This window comes from Parasedimentitalea nitratireducens, from assembly GCF_057444295.1.
On sequence record NZ_JBYAXC010000003.1, the window covers coordinates 490235 to 509075 of the forward strand.

23 protein-coding genes and 1 riboswitch are annotated in these 18841 nt (G+C 59.0%); of the genes, 15 read left to right on the forward strand and 8 right to left on the reverse strand.

Features of this window, described 5'->3' with window-relative positions:
* Genes AC2T28_RS13055 through cobJ form a run of 3 tightly spaced genes read left to right on the forward strand, consistent with a single transcriptional unit; the run spans nt 1 to nt 2101 of the window.
* Nucleotides 1-630 (forward strand): precorrin-8X methylmutase, encoded by a 630-nt coding sequence (locus AC2T28_RS13055; protein WP_486749426.1) that lies wholly within the window; start codon nt 1-3, stop codon nt 628-630.
* A gap of 2 nt (nt 631-632) precedes the next feature.
* Nucleotides 633-1349, forward strand: coding sequence for a precorrin-2 C(20)-methyltransferase (locus AC2T28_RS13060; protein ID WP_486749427.1), 717 nt, complete (start codon nt 633-635; stop codon nt 1347-1349).
* A complete protein-coding gene (cobJ, locus tag AC2T28_RS13065; RefSeq protein WP_486749428.1) occupies nt 1346-2101 on the forward strand; it encodes a precorrin-3B C(17)-methyltransferase in 756 nt (251 codons plus the stop codon). The genes AC2T28_RS13060 and cobJ overlap by 4 nt, the downstream gene beginning before the upstream one ends.
* Here the strand turns inward: cobJ and AC2T28_RS13070 are convergent.
* The gene (locus tag AC2T28_RS13070) at nt 2098-2832 is read right to left on the reverse strand and encodes a cobalt-precorrin-6A reductase (RefSeq protein ID WP_486749429.1); all 735 of its coding nucleotides are present in this window, start codon (nt 2830-2832) and stop codon (nt 2098-2100) included. The two genes, cobJ and AC2T28_RS13070, sit on opposite strands and share 4 nt — an antisense overlap.
* Between AC2T28_RS13070 and cbiE the strand changes: the two genes are divergently transcribed.
* The 11 genes from cbiE to AC2T28_RS13125 all read left to right on the forward strand — a co-directional run bounded on the left by cbiE (nt 2831) and on the right by AC2T28_RS13125 (nt 11021).
* A complete protein-coding gene (gene cbiE, locus AC2T28_RS13075) occupies nt 2831-4018 on the forward strand; it encodes a precorrin-6y C5,15-methyltransferase (decarboxylating) subunit CbiE (RefSeq protein WP_486749430.1) in 1188 nt (395 codons plus the stop codon). The two genes, AC2T28_RS13070 and cbiE, sit on opposite strands and share 2 nt — an antisense overlap.
* Nucleotides 4015-4395, forward strand: coding sequence for a cobalamin biosynthesis protein (locus AC2T28_RS13080; protein WP_486749431.1), 381 nt, complete (start codon nt 4015-4017; stop codon nt 4393-4395). Before cbiE ends, AC2T28_RS13080 begins: the two co-directional genes overlap by 4 nt.
* A complete protein-coding gene (cobM, locus tag AC2T28_RS13085) occupies nt 4392-5177 on the forward strand; it encodes a precorrin-4 C(11)-methyltransferase (protein ID WP_486749432.1) in 786 nt (261 codons plus the stop codon). Before AC2T28_RS13080 ends, cobM begins: the two co-directional genes overlap by 4 nt.
* Nucleotides 5177-6493 (forward strand): cobyrinic acid a,c-diamide synthase CobB, encoded by a 1317-nt coding sequence (locus tag AC2T28_RS13090; protein ID WP_486749433.1) that lies wholly within the window; start codon nt 5177-5179, stop codon nt 6491-6493. The genes cobM and AC2T28_RS13090 overlap by 1 nt, the downstream gene beginning before the upstream one ends.
* Nucleotides 6490-7212, forward strand: coding sequence for a uroporphyrinogen-III C-methyltransferase (gene cobA, locus AC2T28_RS13095; RefSeq protein ID WP_486749434.1), 723 nt, complete (start codon nt 6490-6492; stop codon nt 7210-7212). The genes AC2T28_RS13090 and cobA overlap by 4 nt, the downstream gene beginning before the upstream one ends.
* Nucleotides 7209-7544 carry a DUF1636 family protein gene (locus tag AC2T28_RS13100; RefSeq protein ID WP_486749435.1) on the forward strand — a complete coding sequence of 112 codons (336 nt, stop codon included), beginning with the start codon at nt 7209-7211 and terminating at the stop codon, nt 7542-7544. The genes cobA and AC2T28_RS13100 overlap by 4 nt, the downstream gene beginning before the upstream one ends.
* A 167-nt stretch (nt 7545-7711) precedes the next feature.
* A riboswitch (cobalamin riboswitch) is annotated at nt 7712-7931 on the forward strand.
* A 33-nt stretch (nt 7932-7964) separates the two neighbouring features.
* Nucleotides 7965-8135 carry a CbtB domain-containing protein gene (locus AC2T28_RS13105; RefSeq protein ID WP_486749436.1) on the forward strand — a complete coding sequence of 57 codons (171 nt, stop codon included), beginning with the start codon at nt 7965-7967 and terminating at the stop codon, nt 8133-8135.
* A 3-nt stretch (nt 8136-8138) separates the two neighbouring features.
* On the forward strand, nt 8139-8831 hold the full coding sequence (locus tag AC2T28_RS13110; protein WP_486749437.1) for a CbtA family protein: 693 nt from the start codon (nt 8139-8141) through the stop codon (nt 8829-8831).
* A 61-nt stretch (nt 8832-8892) separates the two neighbouring features.
* Nucleotides 8893-9393: a hypothetical protein gene (locus AC2T28_RS13115; protein ID WP_486749438.1), complete on the forward strand. Its 501-nt coding sequence runs from the start codon at nt 8893-8895 to the stop codon at nt 9391-9393.
* Between the two features lie 115 nt (nt 9394-9508).
* A complete protein-coding gene (gene cobF / locus AC2T28_RS13120; protein ID WP_486749439.1) occupies nt 9509-10258 on the forward strand; it encodes a precorrin-6A synthase (deacetylating) in 750 nt (249 codons plus the stop codon).
* Nucleotides 10221-11021 (forward strand): TrmH family RNA methyltransferase, encoded by an 801-nt coding sequence (locus AC2T28_RS13125; RefSeq protein ID WP_486749525.1) that lies wholly within the window; start codon nt 10221-10223, stop codon nt 11019-11021. The genes cobF and AC2T28_RS13125 overlap by 38 nt, the downstream gene beginning before the upstream one ends.
* 83 nt (nt 11022-11104) lie before the next feature.
* On the opposite strand, the gene AC2T28_RS13130 is transcribed toward AC2T28_RS13125, so the two are convergent.
* On the reverse strand, nt 11105-11503 hold the full coding sequence (locus AC2T28_RS13130) for a hypothetical protein (protein ID WP_486749440.1): 399 nt from the start codon (nt 11501-11503) through the stop codon (nt 11105-11107).
* Nucleotides 11504-11638: 135 nt separating this feature from the next.
* Nucleotides 11639-12478, reverse strand: a complete 840-nt coding sequence (locus AC2T28_RS13135) for a GNAT family N-acetyltransferase (RefSeq protein WP_486749441.1) — start codon at nt 12476-12478, stop codon at nt 11639-11641.
* Between the two features lie 211 nt (nt 12479-12689).
* Between AC2T28_RS13135 and AC2T28_RS13140 the strand changes: the two genes are divergently transcribed.
* Entirely contained in the window at nt 12690-13094 is a 405-nt protein-coding gene (locus AC2T28_RS13140) for a GFA family protein (protein WP_486749442.1), read from the forward strand.
* 15 nt (nt 13095-13109) lie between these two features.
* On the opposite strand, the gene AC2T28_RS13145 is transcribed toward AC2T28_RS13140, so the two are convergent.
* From AC2T28_RS13145 to phnY, 5 genes are all read right to left on the reverse strand, one after another.
* The gene (locus AC2T28_RS13145) at nt 13110-13889 is read right to left on the reverse strand and encodes an MBL fold metallo-hydrolase (RefSeq protein ID WP_486749443.1); all 780 of its coding nucleotides are present in this window, start codon (nt 13887-13889) and stop codon (nt 13110-13112) included.
* An 87-nt stretch (nt 13890-13976) separates the two neighbouring features.
* Nucleotides 13977-14906, reverse strand: coding sequence for a fumarylacetoacetate hydrolase family protein (locus AC2T28_RS13150; protein ID WP_486749444.1), 930 nt, complete (start codon nt 14904-14906; stop codon nt 13977-13979).
* A 209-nt stretch (nt 14907-15115) separates the two neighbouring features.
* Nucleotides 15116-15955 carry an EamA family transporter gene (locus AC2T28_RS13155; protein WP_486749445.1) on the reverse strand — a complete coding sequence of 280 codons (840 nt, stop codon included), beginning with the start codon at nt 15953-15955 and terminating at the stop codon, nt 15116-15118.
* The gene (pbfA, locus tag AC2T28_RS13160) at nt 15952-17310 is read right to left on the reverse strand and encodes a (R)-1-hydroxy-2-aminoethylphosphonate ammonia-lyase (protein ID WP_486749446.1); all 1359 of its coding nucleotides are present in this window, start codon (nt 17308-17310) and stop codon (nt 15952-15954) included. The genes AC2T28_RS13155 and pbfA overlap by 4 nt, the downstream gene beginning before the upstream one ends.
* Nucleotides 17311-17381: 71 nt before the next feature.
* On the reverse strand, nt 17382-18833 hold the full coding sequence (phnY, locus tag AC2T28_RS13165) for a phosphonoacetaldehyde dehydrogenase (protein ID WP_486749447.1): 1452 nt from the start codon (nt 18831-18833) through the stop codon (nt 17382-17384).
* Between the last annotated feature and the right edge of the window lie 8 nt (nt 18834-18841).

Below are 18841 nucleotides of genomic sequence, written 5' to 3' on the forward strand. Positions count from 1 at the left end.
ATGCTCCACACCTACCAAACCAACGGCGCCGCCATCTACGCCGAAAGCTTTGCCACCATCCGATCCGAGGCCGACTTGTCACGCTTCAACAAAGATGAGGAAAGCGTCGCCGTTCGCATGATCCACGCCGCCGGCATGGTCGGGCTCGAGGAACACATCCGTTTTTCCGAAGGTATGGCTGAAACCGCCCGCGCCGCGCTGGCCGCTGGCGCACCGATCCTCTGTGACGCCTATATGGTCTCCGAAGGCATCACCCGCCCGCGCCTGCCCGCCGAGAACGAGGTGATCTGCACCCTGCGCGACCCGCGCGTGCCCGACATGGCCAAAGAAATGTCCAACACCCGGTCTGCTGCCGCGCTGGAACTGTGGCGTCCCAAACTGGACGGCGCCGTGATTGCCATCGGCAACGCCCCCACCGCGCTGTTTCACCTGCTGAACATGCTGCAAGACCCATCCTGCCCCCGCCCCGCCGCCATCATCGGCTGCCCGGTTGGCTTTGTCGGCGCCATGGAATCCAAGGACGCGCTGATGCAGGACTTGCCTGTCCCCTCGATGATCGTAAAAGGTCGACTGGGCGGATCCGCCATCACCGTTGCCGCCGTCAACGCGCTTGCCAGCTGGAAAGAGTAACCATGGGTAAAATCATCTGCGCAGGCCTCGGCCCCGGCGACCCCGACTTGATGAGCCTGCGCTCATATCGCGCCATTCAGGCTGCACGCCACATCGCCTATTTCCGCAAGGCCGGGTACGAGGGACAGGCCCGCCGTCTGGTTGACGGCATGCTGCCCGAGGGCGCAGCGGAATACCCAATGGAATACCCGGTCACCACCGAGATCCATTTCACCGATCCGGAATACAACCGCATCCTCGGCGCTTTCTATGATGAATGGGCCGACACCCTGGCCGAGATGGCCAAGACCGACGATGTGGTGGTGCTCTGCGAGGGCGACCCCTTCCTCTATGGTTCCTTCATGCATCTTCATATCCGGCTAGAGGACCGCGCCGAGGTCGAGATTATTCCCGGCATCACCGGCATGTCCGGCTGCTGGACAGCCACCGGTCAGCCCATCACCTGGGGCGACGACGTGCTGACCGTCGCCATGGCCACCCTGTCCGAGGACGAACTGGCCAAACGCGCCGCCGAAACCGATGCCCTGGTGGTTATGAAGATCGGCCGCAACCTGCCCAAGTTGCGCCGCGCCTTGGAGCGCGCCGGACGTTTGCAGGACGCATGGCTGGTTGAACGCGGCACAATGACAGACCAAACCGTGCAAAAACTAACCGAGGTCACCGGCAAAGTGCCCTATTTCTCGATTGTCATCCTGCACGGCCAAGGACGCCGCCCATGACCCAGACAGCAGCAGGATGGGTCAAGATCGTAGGCCTTGGCCCCGGCAATGAAACCATGGTCACCGCGCAGGTGCAGGAGGTTCTGGCCGATGCCACCGACGTGGTTGGCTATATCCCCTATGTCAAACGCATCCCCGAACGCCCCGGCCTGACCCTGCACGCCACGGACAACCGGGTTGAAATCGAACGTGCCACCCATGCACTGGAAATGGCCGCCTCAGGCAAGCGCGTCGCAGTCGTCTCCTCTGGCGATCCCGGCGTTTTTGCTATGGCTTCGGCCGTGTTTGAGGCATTGGAGGCAGGCAAGCCCGACTGGCTGGATCTCGACATTCAGGTGCTGCCAGGTATCACCGCCATGCTCGCCGCCTCGGCCCGTATCGGCGCCCCCATGGGCCACGACTTTGCCGCCATCAATCTGTCGGACAATCTCAAACCCTGGTCCCTGATCGAAAAACGCCTGCGTCTGGCCGGTGAGGCTGGCTTTGCCATGGGGTTCTACAACCCACGTTCCAAATCCCGCCCACACCAGTTTGGCCGGGCGCTAGAAATCCTGCGCGAGGCCTGTGGCGGCGGGACTCTCATCTCCTTTGCCCGCGATGTGTCCAAGCCGGGCGAGACGATCACCACTGTCACACTAGATGAAGCCACACCCGAGATGGCAGACATGCGCACGGTTGTAATCGTCGGCAACGCCGACACCCGCCGCATTGGCCGCCATGTCTACACCCCACGCTACGCAACTGAAGGCTAAGAATGCTCCAGCCAGGTCATAACCTCGCCAACGCTGCGCAGGATCTTCCGATCCGGAACCTGTGGTCTGTCGATCATCACGATCGGCACCCCCAGCGCCCGTGCAGCCTGCAGCTTGGCCTCGGCGCCCACACCACCTGCATTCTTGGCCACCACATGGGTGATCCCATGCTCTGCCACCAAGGCCTGATCACCGGCGGCATCAAACGGCCCTCGCGCCACAACAACCGAACAATCGGGCAACGGCAACGCGCCTTCGGGCGCATCCACCAACCGCAGCAGGTAATGGTTGCCCGGCTTGGCGGCAAAGACATCCAGGTTCTGCTTGCCAATCGCCAGAAACACCCGCGCGTCTTCCTTGGGCAGCACATCCACAGCGCCCTGCATATCGGTGACGCTAACCCAATTGTCACCCTCACCAGCCTCCCACGGCTGCCGCTCCAGCGCACAAAGCGCCACGCCAGCCTCGCCGCAAGCCGCCACCGCATTGGCACTCATCTGCGCGGCAAAGGGATGGGTGGCATCCACCACATGGGTGATCCGCTCACTGCGCAGATACTCGACCAATCCAGCCACGCCGCCAAACCCGCCCAGCCGCATGGGCAAAGGCTGCGACGCCGGGCGCGCGGTTCGGCCGGCGTAGCTGAACACCGCGTCCCGCCCGGCCATGGCCAGCTGTTTCGCCAGCCCCGAGGCCTCGGTTGTGCCCCCCAGCAAAAGGATACGTGTCATGTCTGAACCCTGGCTTTCAATCATCGGTCTGGGCGAAGATGGACTGAGCGGCCTGCCAGATGCAAGCCGATCTGCACTGGACAAGGCCGAGATCATCTTTGGCGGCCCCCGCCATCTGGAATTGGTGAATGCGGGCGACCGAGCCCACCCTTGGCCCGTCCCATTCTCAATTGATCCAGTGCTTCAATCGCGCGGCAAACAGGTCGCCGTTCTCGCCTCGGGTGATCCCTTCTGGCACGGCGCGGGCGGCTCTCTCGCAACACATCTCGCGCCGGGCGAATGGGTCTCTTACCCGGTGCCTTCCACTTTCGCGATGGTGGCCAATCACATGGCCTGGCGGATCGAGGATACACTCTGCCTTGGCCTGCACGCCGCGCCCTTTGAACGCCTGCTGCCCGTGCTCGCCCCTAATACTCAGCTGATCTGCACCCTGCGCGATGGCGCGGCCGCAGCCGAACTCGCCGCATGGCTCACCCAACAGGGCTTTGGCGAAACTCAGATGGCGGTGATGGAACGCCTCGGCGGGCCAAACCAGCGTGTGCGCAGCACCCGCGCCGATGCCTTTGATCTCGACGATGTACAGGCTCCGGTAGCCGTGGCTCTTGCAGCCCAAGGCAACCCCGGCCTGCCCCACACCTCGGGTCTGCCAGACGATCTGTTCCACCACGACGGCCAGATCACCAAACGCCCGATCCGCGCCCTGACCCTATCGGCCCTAGCCCCGCGTCCCGGCCAACTCTTGTGGGATATCGGCGGTGGCTCCGGCTCAATCTCGGTCGAATGGTGCCTTGCGGCCCCCGGTGCCCGTGCACTGATATTCGAGCAGCGTACGCACAGGTCTGAAAATATTAACCTCAACGCGACAAAGTTTGGCCTTACCCATCGCATGAGCCTGGTTATCGGACAGGCCCCACAATCGCTAAAGACCCAGGAACTGCCAGACACCGTCTTTATCGGCGGCGGCGCTTCGCAGGCGCTGCTGGACCAGTTGTGGCACATCCTGCCCCCCGGCACCCGCATCATCGCCAATGGCGTCACTTTGGAAACCGAGACCCTGCTTATGATGGCCCACGCCCAACACGGCGGCCACCTGCTAAAGGCCGAGATTGCCGAGGCAGGCCCCTTGGGCACCATGCGCGGCTGGGAACGTGCCCGCCCGGTCCTGCAATGGAGCATTACCCGATGAAAATCGCCGGTATCGGATTTCGCCAATCGGCCAGCACCGCCGACCTGCGCGCCGCAATTAGGCTGACCGGCTGCACCCAGCCCGACGCGCTGGCCTCGATCACAGCCAAGGCCAGCGCCCCGCAGATGCAGCAACTGGCGAAAGACATGAACTTGCCAGTGGTCGCACTGGCCGAAGATGACATTCTGGGCATTGAAACGCCCACCCAATCCGACCGGATCCAAGCCCGTTTTGGCACCGGATCCTTGGCCGAGGCCACAGCCCTCGCCGCCGCTCAACAGGGCCAGCCAGATGCAACCGTGCAGCTGCTGGCCCCCCGCGTTATCACAGACAATGGCCTTGCCACCGCGGCAATAGCCCAAAGGACGACAACATGACCGTACATTTCATCGGCGCCGGCCCCGGTGCCGCCGACCTGATCACCCTGCGCGGCCGCGACCTGATCGCAGCCTGTCCCGTGTGCCTCTTTGCTGGCTCGCTAGTACCCGAGGCCTTGTTGCAGCACTGTCCCAAGGGCGCCCGCATCATCAACACCGCCTCGATGTCGCTGGACGAGATCATGACTGAGATCCAATCGGCCCATGACGCCGGTCACGACATCGCGCGTCTGCATTCCGGCGACCTGTCGGTCTGGTCCGCCATGGGCGAGCAACTACGCCGCCTGCGCGCGCTGGATATTCCCTACGACGTCACCCCCGGCGTTCCTGCGTTTGCCGCTGCATCGGCTGCGCTTGGCGCAGAACTCACCCTGCCCGGCGTGGCCCAGTCGCTGATCCTGACCCGTACCTCGGGCCGCGCGTCATCCATGCCAGACGGCGAAACACTTGAAAACTTCGCAAAAACCGGCGCAACCCTGGCCATTCACCTCTCGGTGCATGTGCTAGAGGAAGTCATCTCCCGCCTGACACCCCACTACGGCGGCGACTGCCCCGTGGCTATTGTCTGGCGCGCCACCTGGCCCGACCAGCGTGTGGTCAAGGCAACGCTTGAAACCCTGGAAGACGCCACCGGCGGCGAACGCGGCCGCACCGCACTGATCCTGGTGGGCCGCGCCATCGGGGCCGAGGAGTTTGACGAAAGCTGCCTCTATGCGGGCGACTATGACCGCCGCTATCGCCCCGTCGGCACCGATCCGCGTTTTCCGGAAGGAACCGAGTAATGTCCCAAAACCCACCCGGCCTGATGATCTCTGCCCCCTCCTCGGGCACTGGCAAAACCACTGTGATGCTCGGCCTGCTCCGCGCCCTAGCCGAAGACGGCCTGTCGGTGCAGCCCTTCAAATCCGGCCCCGATTACATCGACCCGGCCTTTCACCTTGCGGCCGCCAAACGTGCCTCGTTCAACCTTGATACCTGGGCGATGGATAGCACCCTGCTGGATGCTGTCGCTTCACAGGCAGAAGGCGCAGAAATCTGCATCGGCGAAGGCTCCATGGGCTTGTATGATGGCGTCGCCACGCGAGGCCAAACCGCCTTTGGCACCAGCGCCGAAACCGCCAAACGCATGGGCTGGCCAGTCGTTTTAGTGGTCGATGTGGGCGGTCAGGCGCAGTCTGCCGCCGCAACGGCACTCGGTTTCAAGAACTACGACCCCGAGGTGCCATTTGCCGGCGTCATCCTCAACCGCGTCGCCAGCCCGCGGCACGAACGGCTGACCCGGCTGGGCATGGAAAAGGCTGGCATCAAGGTGCTCGGCTCGCTGCCTCGTCGCGGCGACCTGACCCTGCCCGAACGCCACCTTGGCCTGATCCAGGCGGTTGAACACCCTGATCTCGAAGAAGCCATTTCAGGCTACGCAACCTTCTTGCGCGAAAACGTCGACCTCGACGCGATCAAGGCTGCAGCCCTATCTGGCCCAGCCCCAACCGCTCAACCGCTACCCACTCCACCTGTCCAACGCATCGCGCTTGCTCGTGATGCAGCATTCTCGTTCACCTACCCGCACTTGCTGACTGGTTGGCGCAACGCTGGGGCCGAGATCCTGCCGTTCTCGCCTCTGGCTGATGAAGCGCCAAGCCCAGACGCCGATCTGGTCTGGCTCCCCGGCGGCTACCCTGAACTCCACGGTGGCACGCTGGCCGCAGCAGAGACTTACCGCGCGGGCCTGCGCAAACATGCCGAGACCAAACCGGTACACGGCGAATGCGGCGGCTACATGGCCTTGGGAGAGGCGCTGATCGACAAGCAAGGCAACCGTCACCAGATGGCCGGGTTACTAGGGCTTGTGACCTCTTACGAGAAACGCAAATTTCACCTCGGCTATCGCCGCGCGGTGCTGGATGCTCCTATGCCCGGTTTTGACGCAGGTGCTGCTCTGCGCGGGCACGAGTTCCACTACTCGACCATTCTGGACGAACCCGACGCCCCGCTGGCGCAAGTGTTTGACGCCGACGGCAACCCAGTGCCTGAAACCGGATCGATCAAGGGCAATGTCAGCGGCACCTTCTTCCATTTGATCACCGGAGAACGCAGATGAGTGGCTTTGTCAGCTTTGTCTCCTCTGGTCCCGGCGATCCGGAATTGCTGACCGTTAAGGCGGTGAAAAGTCTGGAAGCCGCTGATGCGGTGCTGTTTGACGATCTGTCCTCCGGTCCGATCCTGGACCATGCCCGCGAAGATGCCGATCTGGTTGGTGTTGGCAAACGCGCCGGTCGCCCCTCGCCCAAGCAAGACCACGTCAGCAAACTGCTGGTGGATTACGCCCGGTCTGGTGCCAAGGTTGTGCGGCTAAAATCCGGTGATTCTGGTGTCTTTGGTCGGCTCGAAGAAGAAATCACAGCCCTGCGCGAAGCAGGTATCAAATACGAGGTCATTCCCGGCGTTACCGCAGCATCCGCAGCAGCTGCGGCGGCAGGTATCCCGCTGACCCGCCGCCTGACCGCCCGGCGGTTGCAGTATATCACTGGCCACGACGTGACTGGAGAGCTGCCCGAAGACCTGAACCTGACCGCGCTGGCTGATGCCAATGCAACCACTGTGGTCTATATGGGCAAACGCACCTTTGCCGCGCTGGCGGAACTGCTGATATCCCATGGGTTACCCTCGGAAACCCCAGCTATGCTTGCACTGGCCATTTCGACACCGGAACAAGAGCTGTCGCATCACACCGTTGGTGAGCTGCCAACCCTACTGCGTGAACTCCAAACCACCGCCCCGGTGCTGATCCTTTATGGGCCTTTGGCTGAGTCGGAATGAGCGTGCCAACCCTGACCCTGTGCCGTACTTGCCGCGACGCCGATCCGACCCTGCCGGATCAACTGCGCGAGGCCGTTGCAGTTGCTGGGCTGGAGGTCAAAGTGCAACAGGTGGACTGCATGTCGGGCTGTAAACGCCCGCAAACCCTGTCGGTGCGCCAAAGTGGCAAAACCGCCTATTTGTTTGGTGAGGTTTCAACAGCGGATATTCCCGACATCCTAACCTTTCTGAGCCTGTTCAATGACAGCACGGACGGCAACCTTGCCGACGCCCGTCCACTGGGCGGGTTGCGGTTCAAGGCCCTCGCGCGAATCCCTGCGGATATTGACTAAATCCGAGGGCAGCGCCTGACCTTGGGGAGGTGCAAAGCGCCTTCCCGGGGGGAAGGTCAGGCGCTGCCCGTCCTCACGTCCGGGCTAAATGCCCGGTAATGGAAGGATAAGTCGCAACAACCCTCCCAAACCGTCGGTTTCAAACTTGACCCTGCACCACCCCATCGGGCACATTGGCGTGATATGGTGTCCGCACAGCGCAAAGCGTTAGGACTGAAACGGGAATGAGGAACGGCGGACCCAATCGCGGCGCCGAGACCTCAACCGCCCCCGCGACTGTGAGTGGCGAGCGGCTTTCCAAACCACTGTCGGGCAACGGCCCGGTGGGAAGGGGAAAGTTGGCTGTGACCCACGAGTCAGGAGACCGGCCGTATGGAACGCAAATTGATGCCGTCGGGTGTGACGGTAAGGAGAGAAAATATGACGACTAAAACACTGAACGCTGCCGCCGCCGGATCCCGTTTCCTGCCAGCTGTTTTCGCAATTGTTCTGGGCCTGGGTGTGATCACCCTAACCGGCCACGTACAGGCAGCCGCCCTGCATGACGCCGCACATGACGTGCGTCACGCAACTGGCTTCCCCTGCCACTAACCAATGTATAGCCGCATTTTAACCAGCGCGTTGTTCGCTGGTGCTGCAGCAGGGTTGATTGCCGCCCTGCTGCAGTTGGTATTCGTGCAGCCTGTTCTGCTCCACGCCGAGCTTTATGAGACCGGTGAGTTGGTGCATTTCGGCGGTACACCTGTGTCCGCACATCCCGAGCTGCCCGGCTTTGACGCCATGCGCGACGGGCTAAGCATCGTGTTCACCATGCTGACCTATACCGGTTACACGCTGGTTTTGGTGGCGCTGATGTCCATGGCCGAAACGCGAGGTGCCGAGATCAATGCCCGCACCGGGCTGCTCTGGGGCCTGGCTGGCTTTATCGCCTTCCACCTGGCACCAGGCTTTACGCTTGCGCCCGAAGTTCCAGGCGTTGCCGCAGCGGATGTTGCCGACCGTCAGGTTTGGTGGGGCGCAACGGTGGCAACCGCAGCTGCTGCCATGTGGTTGATTGCCTTTGGCACCAACAAGATCAGCTACCTGATCGCAGCAGCCCTGTTGATGGCACCGCACCTGGTTGGTGCACCTGAGCCTGATACCTTTGCTGGTCCGGTTCCAACCGAGATCGGTGCCCTGTTTGCCGCCCGCGCCTTTGGCGTTGGTCTGGCCGCCTGGGCCCTGGTTGGCACCTTTGCCGGATACTTCTGGCAAGTCGAAGGTCAACGCGCCGAGGCCTCAGCCTGAACAAGCTTACCTCCCCCTTCGCCAGAAACGGCGGAGGGGTTTTACTTTATGGAGGACGAAAATGTCCCGCCCACTCGCACTTTTTGCCATTGGTCTGATCTTTGGTGGCGGCGCTGGTTTTGTGATTGCCGCTGGCAATGGCGTGACCTTCGAAGGTCATGATCACAGCGATCCGTCGCAACACGCCGGCATGGAAATGCAGGCCGAAATGGCCAGCCACGATCACGCTTCGGCTGTAAACCTGCCCGCCGGGGAGGATGCCCCAGGATTGGAAGTCAAGCTCACCAAAGACCCGATGGCGGGTTGGAACTTGCACGTCATGCCCAAGAACTTCCACTTCTCGCCCGAGAACGCCTCGAAAGAGGACGCCGACGGTGAAGGCCACGCGCATGTCTATATCAACGGCACCAAGCTGGGTCGCCTGTACGGCAACTGGCTGCACATCGGTGACCTGCCCAAGGGTGACGTCGAAGTGAAGGTTTCGCTGAACGCCAACAGCCATAGCCCGCTGATGGTCGATGGTGCGCCCGTCGAGGCCTCGGTTTCGCTGCAAGTCGAATAAGATCATGGTCAGCGCCTGACCTTGGGGAGGTGCACAGCGCCTTCCCCGGGGAAGGCGCTGCACGGCGTTGCCGGACACAACTCCTAAAACATCTTCCCACATTTGGAGCCTAACAATGATCGACCTCACCCTAATTGGTATCGGCACCGGCAACCCACAGCACCTAACGTTGCAGGCCATAGACGCCCTGAACGCGGTTGATCTGATCCTTATCCCCAACAAAGGCGCGGGCAAAGATGATCTGGCCGGTTTACGACGTGAGATCTGCGATCAAGTCATTACCAACACCGATGTCAAACTCGTCGAGTTCGGCTTGCCCACCCGCGACCCTAAGACCGTCGACTACCACCAGAGGGTCGACGACTGGCACGATGCGATTGCGCTGGTCTGGGCGAAAGAAATTCAGACGCACCTGCCCGATGGTGGCAAGGTTGGTTTTCTGGTCTGGGGTGATCCATCGCTGTACGACAGTACCATGCGTATTGCCGATCGTTTGCAGCGCCAGCAAGACATCAACCTGACTGTGATCCCCGGCATCACCTCGATCCAGGCTCTGACTGCATCCCACGCGATCCCGGTCAACGAAATCGGCGCGCCGTTCACAATCACCACAGGCCGTCAACTGCGCGATCACGGCTGGCCCGACAGTGCCAATACTCTGGTTGTCATGCTGGATGGCGAATGTTCATTCCAGAGCATTGATCCTACTGGCGTACAGATCTGGTGGTCGGCCTATGCTGGCATGAAAGAAGAGATCCTGATTTCCGGGCAACTGAGCGATGTCTCCGAGCAGATCATCAAAACCCGTGCCAGAGCCCGTGCAGATCATGGCTGGATCATGGATATCTATCTGTTGCGTCGATAATTATTCGTACCGCAAACTCACGCTGACGCGCGTTGCATTTCTGTTAATAGGCCGCAATACCTACATAAGACATTACAAACGAAACGATAATTGGCGCGGTTTATTAGTACCCATGGATAATACTGAGAACAAAAAAGTAAGAACGTCCGTCCGCGAGCGCTCGGACGCGATCAAGGATTTTCGCTGCAAAAATCTAATTGCAGTGATCGAAGATCCAGCGGACATCAAAAATATCGGCACCGTCATCCGAAACGTAAATGCTCTGGGTGCAGAGAAGGTTTACATTGTGGACCCACGCAAGGCGCTTCCTGATGACTGGCAAGAAATGCGCGAGCGCAAATCCCTTTCAAAGACCTCGGTCTCTGCGGTCAAATGGACCTTTGTAAAGCGGTTTGACAGCACCCAGGCTTGCCTAGACCATTTGGAAGAACAGAACTTCGCTTCAGTGGTTACGTCTCCTCATATCAAAGGCAGAACCAACGTCTATTTGCACGAAGGAGATTTTACCAAACACACCAAACTCGCGGTTTGGTTTGGCAACGAAAAACGCGGCATCAGCGAGATGGCCGTTGAGCGCAGTGAGATGTGTGTTGCAATCCCTATGTTTGGAATAATCGAAAGCTTCAATTTGGGAACAAGTTCGGGAATTGTTCTGTATGAGATCACCAAACAGAGACGTGATTACCAGAGCAAATACAGACGAGGACGGCAAAAAGGCAAGCGCAGCGAACCCCTCCCAACCGTCATGCCACGTAACGAATAGCCAGGCATTTGTTCCGCGATTGAACACGTTCTAGATGGACGTCGTTTCGTTCTACCAAAGTGGGCGTCTTGAGATTGGTATGTCTAGCACGACAAGTTTACCATCAGCCGTTCGAACATACCGTCAAAGGCCTGCACTTCGCGGGACCAGTGGTCTAGGTGCCCTTCTGCCTGAAGCCGGTTGGCGGCCTCGGCTCCGACCATGTCTGCGACAGAGTTTTTGTCGCCCATATGGTGCAGGACGTCTGAGACCATCGGCAGAACTTCCTGTGGAGCCTGGCCTCCATAGGTCTGGCAAAGCAGTTGTAGTCTCTGACTACCACGATCCAGGTCCTGTTTGGAATACTCACAAAGATCTTCGGCCCCAAACGACAGCGGAGTCATCCAATAGGACAGATAGGCCAAGTCGCGAGTGCGAGGTCCGGGGCCGCAGAGGTCGAAATCTACAATGGCCTTGGGCACACCCTCGTGGGGCTGGAACATTCTTCTGCTCTAGGTGCAGCAGAAACTGGTGAATGGTGTCGCTCTGGGGCCCCGTAAATCGCCGCACCGAGTCGCCAACCCGAACAACCGAGTTGATATTGCCGCCGTCCAGAACCTGTTCGTGTGTGTCGGAACTCATTGCAATGTCATTTGCAATTCATACTGCCCAGCAGTCTCGGTTGCGCCAAGGGATGCCATAAGCCCCTGAAACACCCGATCTTCCTGCTGCACATTGATCAGCCGCAAGGGTGTATCGGGCAATTGGCGTTGAACCGCAGTAAGCAAGGGTTTTCCTAGCCCTTGTCCACGCGCAGAAGTATGAACTGCCAGCTGATGAACCGTCCCCGATTGGGCGCCGACCACGGCATAGGCCTGCAGCTTTGCCCCGTCATACGACGCAAGGCAAATTAGCTGATCCCCAATGGCCAGCATCGAGTCATCGTCGTTTTGCCACGACGGTGTCCAGTCCCGAACCTCAGCAACCTGCGCGGCGATGTCTTGCCAGTGGGTCTTGGTAAAACCGTTTGCGGCTGGCGTATCCTGTTGCAAAATCGGCAGGCTATAACAATCCAGCAGTCGGTTCTGTGTCATACCCAGTGAGTAATACAACCCTGCTGCGGCTTCATTATCGCGCAGGACTTCACACTGGAATGAACAAATGCCGAGGCCACGCAAATGGCCCAGACAATCCTCAGCCATAGCGCGTGCCAAGCCACGAGACCGGAACTGCGGTCGGGTTCCACTCGAGATCAAGTACCCCTTATCCCCCCGTATCGAGGTCAGCCAGACGGCGGCAACCTCGCCATCGACAATTGCAACGCGTGAGCTCTCCAGATCCAGCCCGCGCTGACGCATCATCATCTCAAAATCCTGAAGGCTCAGTTTCATCGGCACCGAATAATCCGAGAAGGCATCCAGCATGGTCAGGTGTAGCTGGTCAAAGCTGACCTGGGTGGCGGGGCGTATTTCAAACATCTCGGACTTCTTTGTTCACGGTGGCAACAGGTAGGCCTAAATTCTGCGGTCGGCGTTGCACACTTGATGCCATCCCCGGCCACTCTTCAAGGGCTTTTGTGTGTTGAAAATCATTTCTCGCACCTTGGTGCCAGTTCATGCTCGCAGCTCTTGCGCAAGATTTTTGTTCACTATATGTTCCCATCCAAACCCACCAACTTTAGGACAGAAAATGATCAAGGGAAGCTGCCTGTGCCAAGGCGTGAAATTTCAGATATCGGGCGAGCCATCGTCGCTGAGCTATTGTCATTGCTCCAGATGTCGCAAATCAACAGGCGTGTTTTCTGCGTTTCTGATTGGTAAAGCTGATGATTTGGAAATCACCGAAGGTCACGATCAAATCGCCAAGTATGGTGCAGGTCCTGATGCAAAGTTTGATCGGTGTTTTTGTAAGACCTGTGGCACGGCTCTGGGAGACCTGGCAACGGGTGATATCTATGTCATTGCTGCCTCGGCTTTGGATGATGACCCCAAAGTGCGGCCTTCGATCCATATTCACACCACCTCTAAGCCAGATTGGTACAAGATAGCCGATGATCTGAAAAAGTTTGAAGGCGATTACATCCCCCCGGAATAAAGCGCGCTCCCTACCTCAGATCATTCCCTTGCCTTTGCCATACCAATCCCCCTGTTCGGCCTTAATTGCACTGTCGAGCAATTTGGCAAAGGCAAGCGGATCCTGGGTGCCACCGTCCTTGCCGCGATAGTGGTAAGGGATCACCACCGAGGGTTTGAATTCGTTCACCGCGCTGGCGGCGGCGGTGATATCCATGGTGAACGGCAGGTTCATACACAATAGCGCGATATCGATATCCCGGAGTGCGCGCATTTCCGGCACGTCTTCTGTATCGCCCGACAGATAGATCTTTGCCCCGCCCAGCGTCAGCACATAGCCGTTATCACGGCCTTTGGGATGATATTTCAAACGGTCCGACGTTGTGTTGTAGGCGGCGATCGCCTCGATCCCGATGTGGCCAAAGCGGGCTTTCTCGTCATTGCCAATCACCTGCGCACGCGGGGATAGGTCAAAGTTCATCTTGTCCCGCGCGCCTTTGTTGGAAATCAGAGTTGTGGTGTCGGTCATCACCGCTTTTAAGGTGTCGTTGTTCAAATGATCGCCATGATGATGGGTGATCAGAACCAAATCCGCATCAGGCAAGCCAGCGTATTGAACTGGGTCCCCAACTGGATCCACATAGACCACGCCCATCGGTGTATTCAGAACCAAGGAGGCATGGGAAATTGGCGTCAGTGTGATCGCGCCAAAGACAAAGGAAAACACGTGATTGTCAGCGGCGGCGACAACAGGCGTGACAGCTAGGCTTCCAGCTGCGGCAATAGTTGTTTGCATGAATGTACGGCGTGAGAACATATTTTCCTCCGGGCATGAAACTATTCTGCTCAGCTAAGAAAATAAGGCAAACTCAGCAAATTCCACCCCAAGCCCTGAGAGATCCGCCTAGACGTCTTTGACAATCCTGTTGGCCAACACCCCGATGCTTTCGATTTCAAGCTCGAAGTGGTCGCCGGGGCTCAGGCGTTTGCCCACCTCAATCCCGCTGCCAGTGCCCACGGCACCAGACCCGATCACCTCACCCGGATAAATCGTTTCCGAGGCTGAGATATGGGCCAGAATGGCGCCAAAGTCATGGTGCATGTCGCGGCTGTTGCCACTGCCCCAGTGCTCCCCGTTGACCCGCGCCTGCATCATCAGCGCCGCCGGATGTGGCACCTCGTCTGCCGTCAGGATAAAGGGGCCCAGAATATTGCCGGTGTCAAAATCCTTACCCTTGGCCGGGCCCAGCTGTCCGGCCATTTCTGCCATTTGCGCATCGCGAGCAGACATATCGTTGAGGATGGTATAGCCAAATATGTGATCCGCTGCTGTCTCGGCGCTGATATCTTTGCCCTGTGTACCAATGACAATGGCCAGTTCCAGCTCGAGATCCAGATGCTCGGCATAGCTGGGCCAGATCACATCAGCACCATGGCCGATGAACGACATCCGGTTGCCCTTGTAATAGATCGGTTGGCGATACCAAACTTTGGGAATGTTAAAGCCGCGCCCTGTTAGGCGTTCGGCGGCAGCAAAGCTGTTTTCCAAGTGCTCCTTGAACACCAGACAATCGCGGTATTGCACAGGCATGATCGGCGGTCGAAACGAGACTTCTTCGTCGTGTAGGCAGGCGGCACCCGGTGCCAGTTTCAGCAACTCAGCCGCTTGATCCAAACCAGCGGCGCCGCTGTTGATCAGCGACAGCATGTCGGTAAATGCAGAGGCGTCCTGCCCCAAAAAGCTGGCGGATTGCGCCAGATCCAACAGTGTTCCGCGCTCCATTGCGGCGACCACGCGGGGTTTGCCATCAAACATCACTGTTGCCAAACGCAAGGGCGGGTCTCCTCGGCCATTTCAGATCGCTGGTCGGCTCCCTTTTGAAACTACAGTGATTTTTGGGGATTTCGACTCTTTTTAACTGAACAAGCCACATTCCAGCATCCAGTTTGGCGAGAGATCATCACCAAGGGCAGCGCCCGACCGAGGTGGGTGCTGCCCGGCGTGCCGTCGGGGGAAACGTCTTAGACTAGACAGGCTGTGATTTAGCGGGTCAGCCCGATGCAGATGATGCCAATGGCCACGACAATCGCCGACAGCAGGCGGCGACGTTTGGGGCCTTCGCCAAACCACATCACACCGATCATCGCGGCAAAGATGACCGAGGTTTCGCGCACAGCCGAGACTACGCCCAGTGGGGCCACGGTATTGGCATAGAGCACCAGCCCATAGGCCACGCCTGACAGCACGCCACCGGCATAACCCAGCATGCAGTTCTTGAGCGGCATATGCAGCAGACGCCGCCAGCGGGTTGCAAAGACAAACAATACTACTGTCAGCTCGGAAATGTAGAGCCAGCCAATATAGCCCAAGGCATTGTCGGCCAGCCGCACACCTGCGCCATCGACCAGTGAATAAGAGGCTACGATCACCGCAACCCCCATTGCAGCCATCACCCCTGTGCGCGACATGCCACCGCGCACGATGCCCTTGGTCAGGATTAGAACGCCCAGCGAGGTGATGACCACGCCGATCCAAGCCAGCACAGGCAGGGTTTCACCCAGCCAGAACTGTGCCCCAAGTGCGATCAGCACCGGCGACAGCCCTCGGGTGATGGGGTAGATCATGCTGAGATCACCCAGCCGATAGGCCACGTTCAACAGGAAATAGTATCCCCAGTGGATCACTGTTGACGCAATCACATAGGGCACCACATCCCAGCCCGGTGAGGGAAACATCGTCACCAGGAAAATGCCGGGCACCACATGGCCCAGTGCGATCAGACCCAGAGTGATTGTTCTGTCCCCTGCCCCTTTGACGACCGCGTTCCAGAATGCGTGGAGAAATGCTGCACTCAGGACGATCAGGACAGTGGTTGTGCTCACTCAGGGACTTCCTTGATGGCGGAGATGACGATATCCAGCGCGCGATCCAGATCAGCGCGCGAGATGGTTAGTGGCGGAGATAGCGTCAAAACGCAACCCTGTGAGATCTTGTAGCTAAGCCCGGCCTCAAGGCAGGCATAATAGATCTGCTCGGCGCGTTTGTTGCCCGGTGTTTTGGCGGCGCGATCCTCGACAATCTCAACCCCGAACATTAGGCCACGGCCACGGATGTCGCCGACGGTTGGCACATCGGCCAGCTCATTTTGCAGGCGTTGCATGGCGTAGTCACCCAGCTCGGCGGAACGTGCAACAAGGCCCTCTTCCTCGATGATCTGCAATGTGGTCAGGGCGGCGCGGGCGGTGACCGGGTTTTTCTCGTGGGTGTAATGGCCGATGGCAAAGTCGCCGCAGACATCCAGGTCCTTGTGGGCCACACAGGCGGCAATGGGCAGGATGCCACCACCCAGCGATTTCCCAAGAGTGACGATGTCGGGGATGATGTCATCATGTTCAAAGGCAAACATTTTGCCGGTTTTTCCTAGCCCGGTGGGGATTTCATCCATGATCAGCAGCGCACCATGGCGGTTGCAGGCCTCGCGGACGGACTTCCAGAAACCTGTGGGGGGGACAAAAGGTACCGCGCGCATCGGCTCGGCGATCACGGCGGCCACGTCGCCTTCGCGTTCCAGCACGTAATCGACCATCTTGGCACAGGCCAAGCCACAGACATCCGGCCCCGCGTGGTTATAGGGGCAGCGATAGCAGGCAAAGGGGGCGACATGTTCACAGCCCGGCAGCAATGGCCCAGCGATATGGCTGCGGAAGGTTGCCTCGCCGCCAACCGAAGCGGCACCTAGACCTGCGCCGTGGAAGGCATCCCAGAACGAGACAGTTTTGAACCGGCCAGTGGCGGCACGGGCGATTTTCAGGGCGACTTCGTTGGCATCTGATCCGCCGGTGGTGAACAGGGTTTTGCTTAGGCCGCCGGGGGCGATTTCAGCCAGTTTTTCAGCCAGCTCTACCGCCGGGTCATTGGTGAACCGACGTGGGGCAAAGGGCAGATCATCCAGCTGTGCCTTGATTGCGGCGACCAGTTTGGGGTGGCCATAGCCAATGTGATGCACGGAATTTCCGTGGAAATCCATGAACCGGCGACCGTCTTTATCTTCGATCCAGATGCCATCCGCCTTGGCGATGGTGCTGACGCAGGGGCTGGACAGGCTTTGATGCAGAAAGGCATCAGCGTCGCGGTCCAGCAGAGGTTTGGATTTGGGGCCGATGGATTTTTTCAGCCAGGCTTTGCGGGCGTCCGAGGTATTGGACTCCCCTTCGGTGTGTACGATCTGGGGTGTCATGATGCCTCGACCAGTAGTGTGGAAAAAGGCGGGGCCCATGACAGGCCCCGCAGTCGGGGAGAGATTCTGTATCAGTTTGGCCAGGGCAACGAGTAAGTTTTGACGTTGGTGAAGAACTTCATCGCTTCGGTCACGCCCTCTTTGACGCCATTACCGCTATCTTTGATGCCGCCAAAAGGCGAGGTTTCGATGCGATAGCCGGGTTGTTCCCAGATGTTGCAGGTACCCACGTCTAGCCCGTTGATATAGGAAATCGCACGGTTCAGGTCGTTGGTGCAAACACCCGAGGACAGGCCAAACTCGGTTGAGTTCGAAATCGCCATCACCTCGGCATCATCATCCGACACCCGCACGATTGGAATGATCGGGCCAAAGGTTTCTTCCATCACCAGTTCGCTTCCATGGGGCACGTGATCAACCACAATCGGCGGCAGCAATGCGCCCTGACGACCGGGGTGATAGAGGATTTTCGCCCCTTCTTTTTCGGCCTGGTAGACACGGTTTTCAAACAGCTCAGCCGCTTGTGAATGAATCACGCAACCCAGTTCGGTTTCCGGGTCCTGCGGATCACCAAATTTGATTTTTTTGGCTTTCTCCAACACCAGCGGCACGAACTTTTCGGCGACGCTTTCCTGCACAAGAATACGCTTGATCGCGGTGCAGCGCTGGCCCGAGTTGCCGGTGGCACCTGCCACTGCAATAGTTGCCGCCTTTTCCAGATCGGCGTCAGTCAGGTCGTTGCAGACGATCAGTGGGTCATTGCCGCCCAGCTCTAGCGCCTGACGTTTGTAGCCTGCCTTGTCGGCGATGATTTTGCCCACAGGCACGCCACCGGTGAAGGTGATGATGTCGATATTATCATTGGTGATCATCTCGTCACCAATGTCCTGAGGCAGACCGGTGACGATCTGGAACATTTCCGGCGGCAGGCCCGCATCATACAGGATATCTGCCAGCGCAATCGCGGTGAGCGGGGTCAGCTCGGTTGGTTTGCAGACCATGCAGTTGTTGGTGGCAATCGACGGGGCGATCTTGTGGCTGACCATGTTGAGCGGGTGGTTGAACGGCGTAATCGCCGAAATCGTGCGCACAGGTTCCCGCTTGGTGTAAATCTTGCGGTCTTTGCCGTTGTGGGTCAAATCGCAGGAGAAAATCTCGCCATCGTCATTCAGCGCCTGATGTGAGGCAAACTGATAGACGTCCTGCGCGCGCTTGGTTTCATACAGGGCGTGCTGGTGGCAGATGCCCAGCTCCAGTGTCAGCCATTTAGCAAGATCATCGCGACGTTCACCAATCAGCTCACCCGCACGCTGCAGGATCTGACTGCGCTCGTACCGGGTGAGTTTGGATTTGTAATTGGCCGCAATTTCAAAGGCGCGGGCCGCATGTTCGGCGGTGCCCGCAGGCACCGTTCCGATCACTTCGTCCGTATAGGGGTAAAGCACCTCGACCACGTCATCGGTGAACACCTTTTCCCCACCAATGCGCATACCTTCGTGGCGCACTTCAATTTTGTCTGCCATGGACTGGT

Coding starts and splice junctions, on each gene's coding strand:
- AC2T28_RS13055 (WP_486749426.1), top strand. CDS start 1: ATGCTCCACACCTACCAAACCAACGGCGCCGCCATCTACGCCGAAAGC.
- AC2T28_RS13060 (WP_486749427.1), top strand. CDS start 633: ATGGGTAAAATCATCTGCGCAGGCCTCGGCCCCGGCGACCCCGACTTG.
- cobJ (WP_486749428.1), top strand. CDS start 1,346: ATGACCCAGACAGCAGCAGGATGGGTCAAGATCGTAGGCCTTGGCCCC.
- cbiE (WP_486749430.1), top strand. CDS start 2,831: ATGTCTGAACCCTGGCTTTCAATCATCGGTCTGGGCGAAGATGGACTG.
- AC2T28_RS13070 (WP_486749429.1), bottom strand. CDS start 2,832: ATGACACGTATCCTTTTGCTGGGGGGCACAACCGAGGCCTCGGGGCTG.
- AC2T28_RS13080 (WP_486749431.1), top strand. CDS start 4,015: ATGAAAATCGCCGGTATCGGATTTCGCCAATCGGCCAGCACCGCCGAC.
- cobM (WP_486749432.1), top strand. CDS start 4,392: ATGACCGTACATTTCATCGGCGCCGGCCCCGGTGCCGCCGACCTGATC.
- AC2T28_RS13090 (WP_486749433.1), top strand. CDS start 5,177: ATGTCCCAAAACCCACCCGGCCTGATGATCTCTGCCCCCTCCTCGGGC.
- cobA (WP_486749434.1), top strand. CDS start 6,490: ATGAGTGGCTTTGTCAGCTTTGTCTCCTCTGGTCCCGGCGATCCGGAA.
- AC2T28_RS13100 (WP_486749435.1), top strand. CDS start 7,209: ATGAGCGTGCCAACCCTGACCCTGTGCCGTACTTGCCGCGACGCCGAT.
- AC2T28_RS13105 (WP_486749436.1), top strand. CDS start 7,965: ATGACGACTAAAACACTGAACGCTGCCGCCGCCGGATCCCGTTTCCTG.
- AC2T28_RS13110 (WP_486749437.1), top strand. CDS start 8,139: ATGTATAGCCGCATTTTAACCAGCGCGTTGTTCGCTGGTGCTGCAGCA.
- AC2T28_RS13115 (WP_486749438.1), top strand. CDS start 8,893: ATGTCCCGCCCACTCGCACTTTTTGCCATTGGTCTGATCTTTGGTGGC.
- cobF (WP_486749439.1), top strand. CDS start 9,509: ATGATCGACCTCACCCTAATTGGTATCGGCACCGGCAACCCACAGCAC.
- AC2T28_RS13125 (WP_486749525.1), top strand. CDS start 10,221: ATGGCTGGATCATGGATATCTATCTGTTGCGTCGATAATTATTCGTAC.
- AC2T28_RS13130 (WP_486749440.1), bottom strand. CDS start 11,503: ATGTTCCAGCCCCACGAGGGTGTGCCCAAGGCCATTGTAGATTTCGAC.
- AC2T28_RS13135 (WP_486749441.1), bottom strand. CDS start 12,478: ATGTTTGAAATACGCCCCGCCACCCAGGTCAGCTTTGACCAGCTACAC.
- AC2T28_RS13140 (WP_486749442.1), top strand. CDS start 12,690: ATGATCAAGGGAAGCTGCCTGTGCCAAGGCGTGAAATTTCAGATATCG.
- AC2T28_RS13145 (WP_486749443.1), bottom strand. CDS start 13,889: ATGTTCTCACGCCGTACATTCATGCAAACAACTATTGCCGCAGCTGGA.
- pbfA (WP_486749446.1), bottom strand. CDS start 17,310: ATGACACCCCAGATCGTACACACCGAAGGGGAGTCCAATACCTCGGAC.
- phnY (WP_486749447.1), bottom strand. CDS start 18,833: ATGGCAGACAAAATTGAAGTGCGCCACGAAGGTATGCGCATTGGTGGG.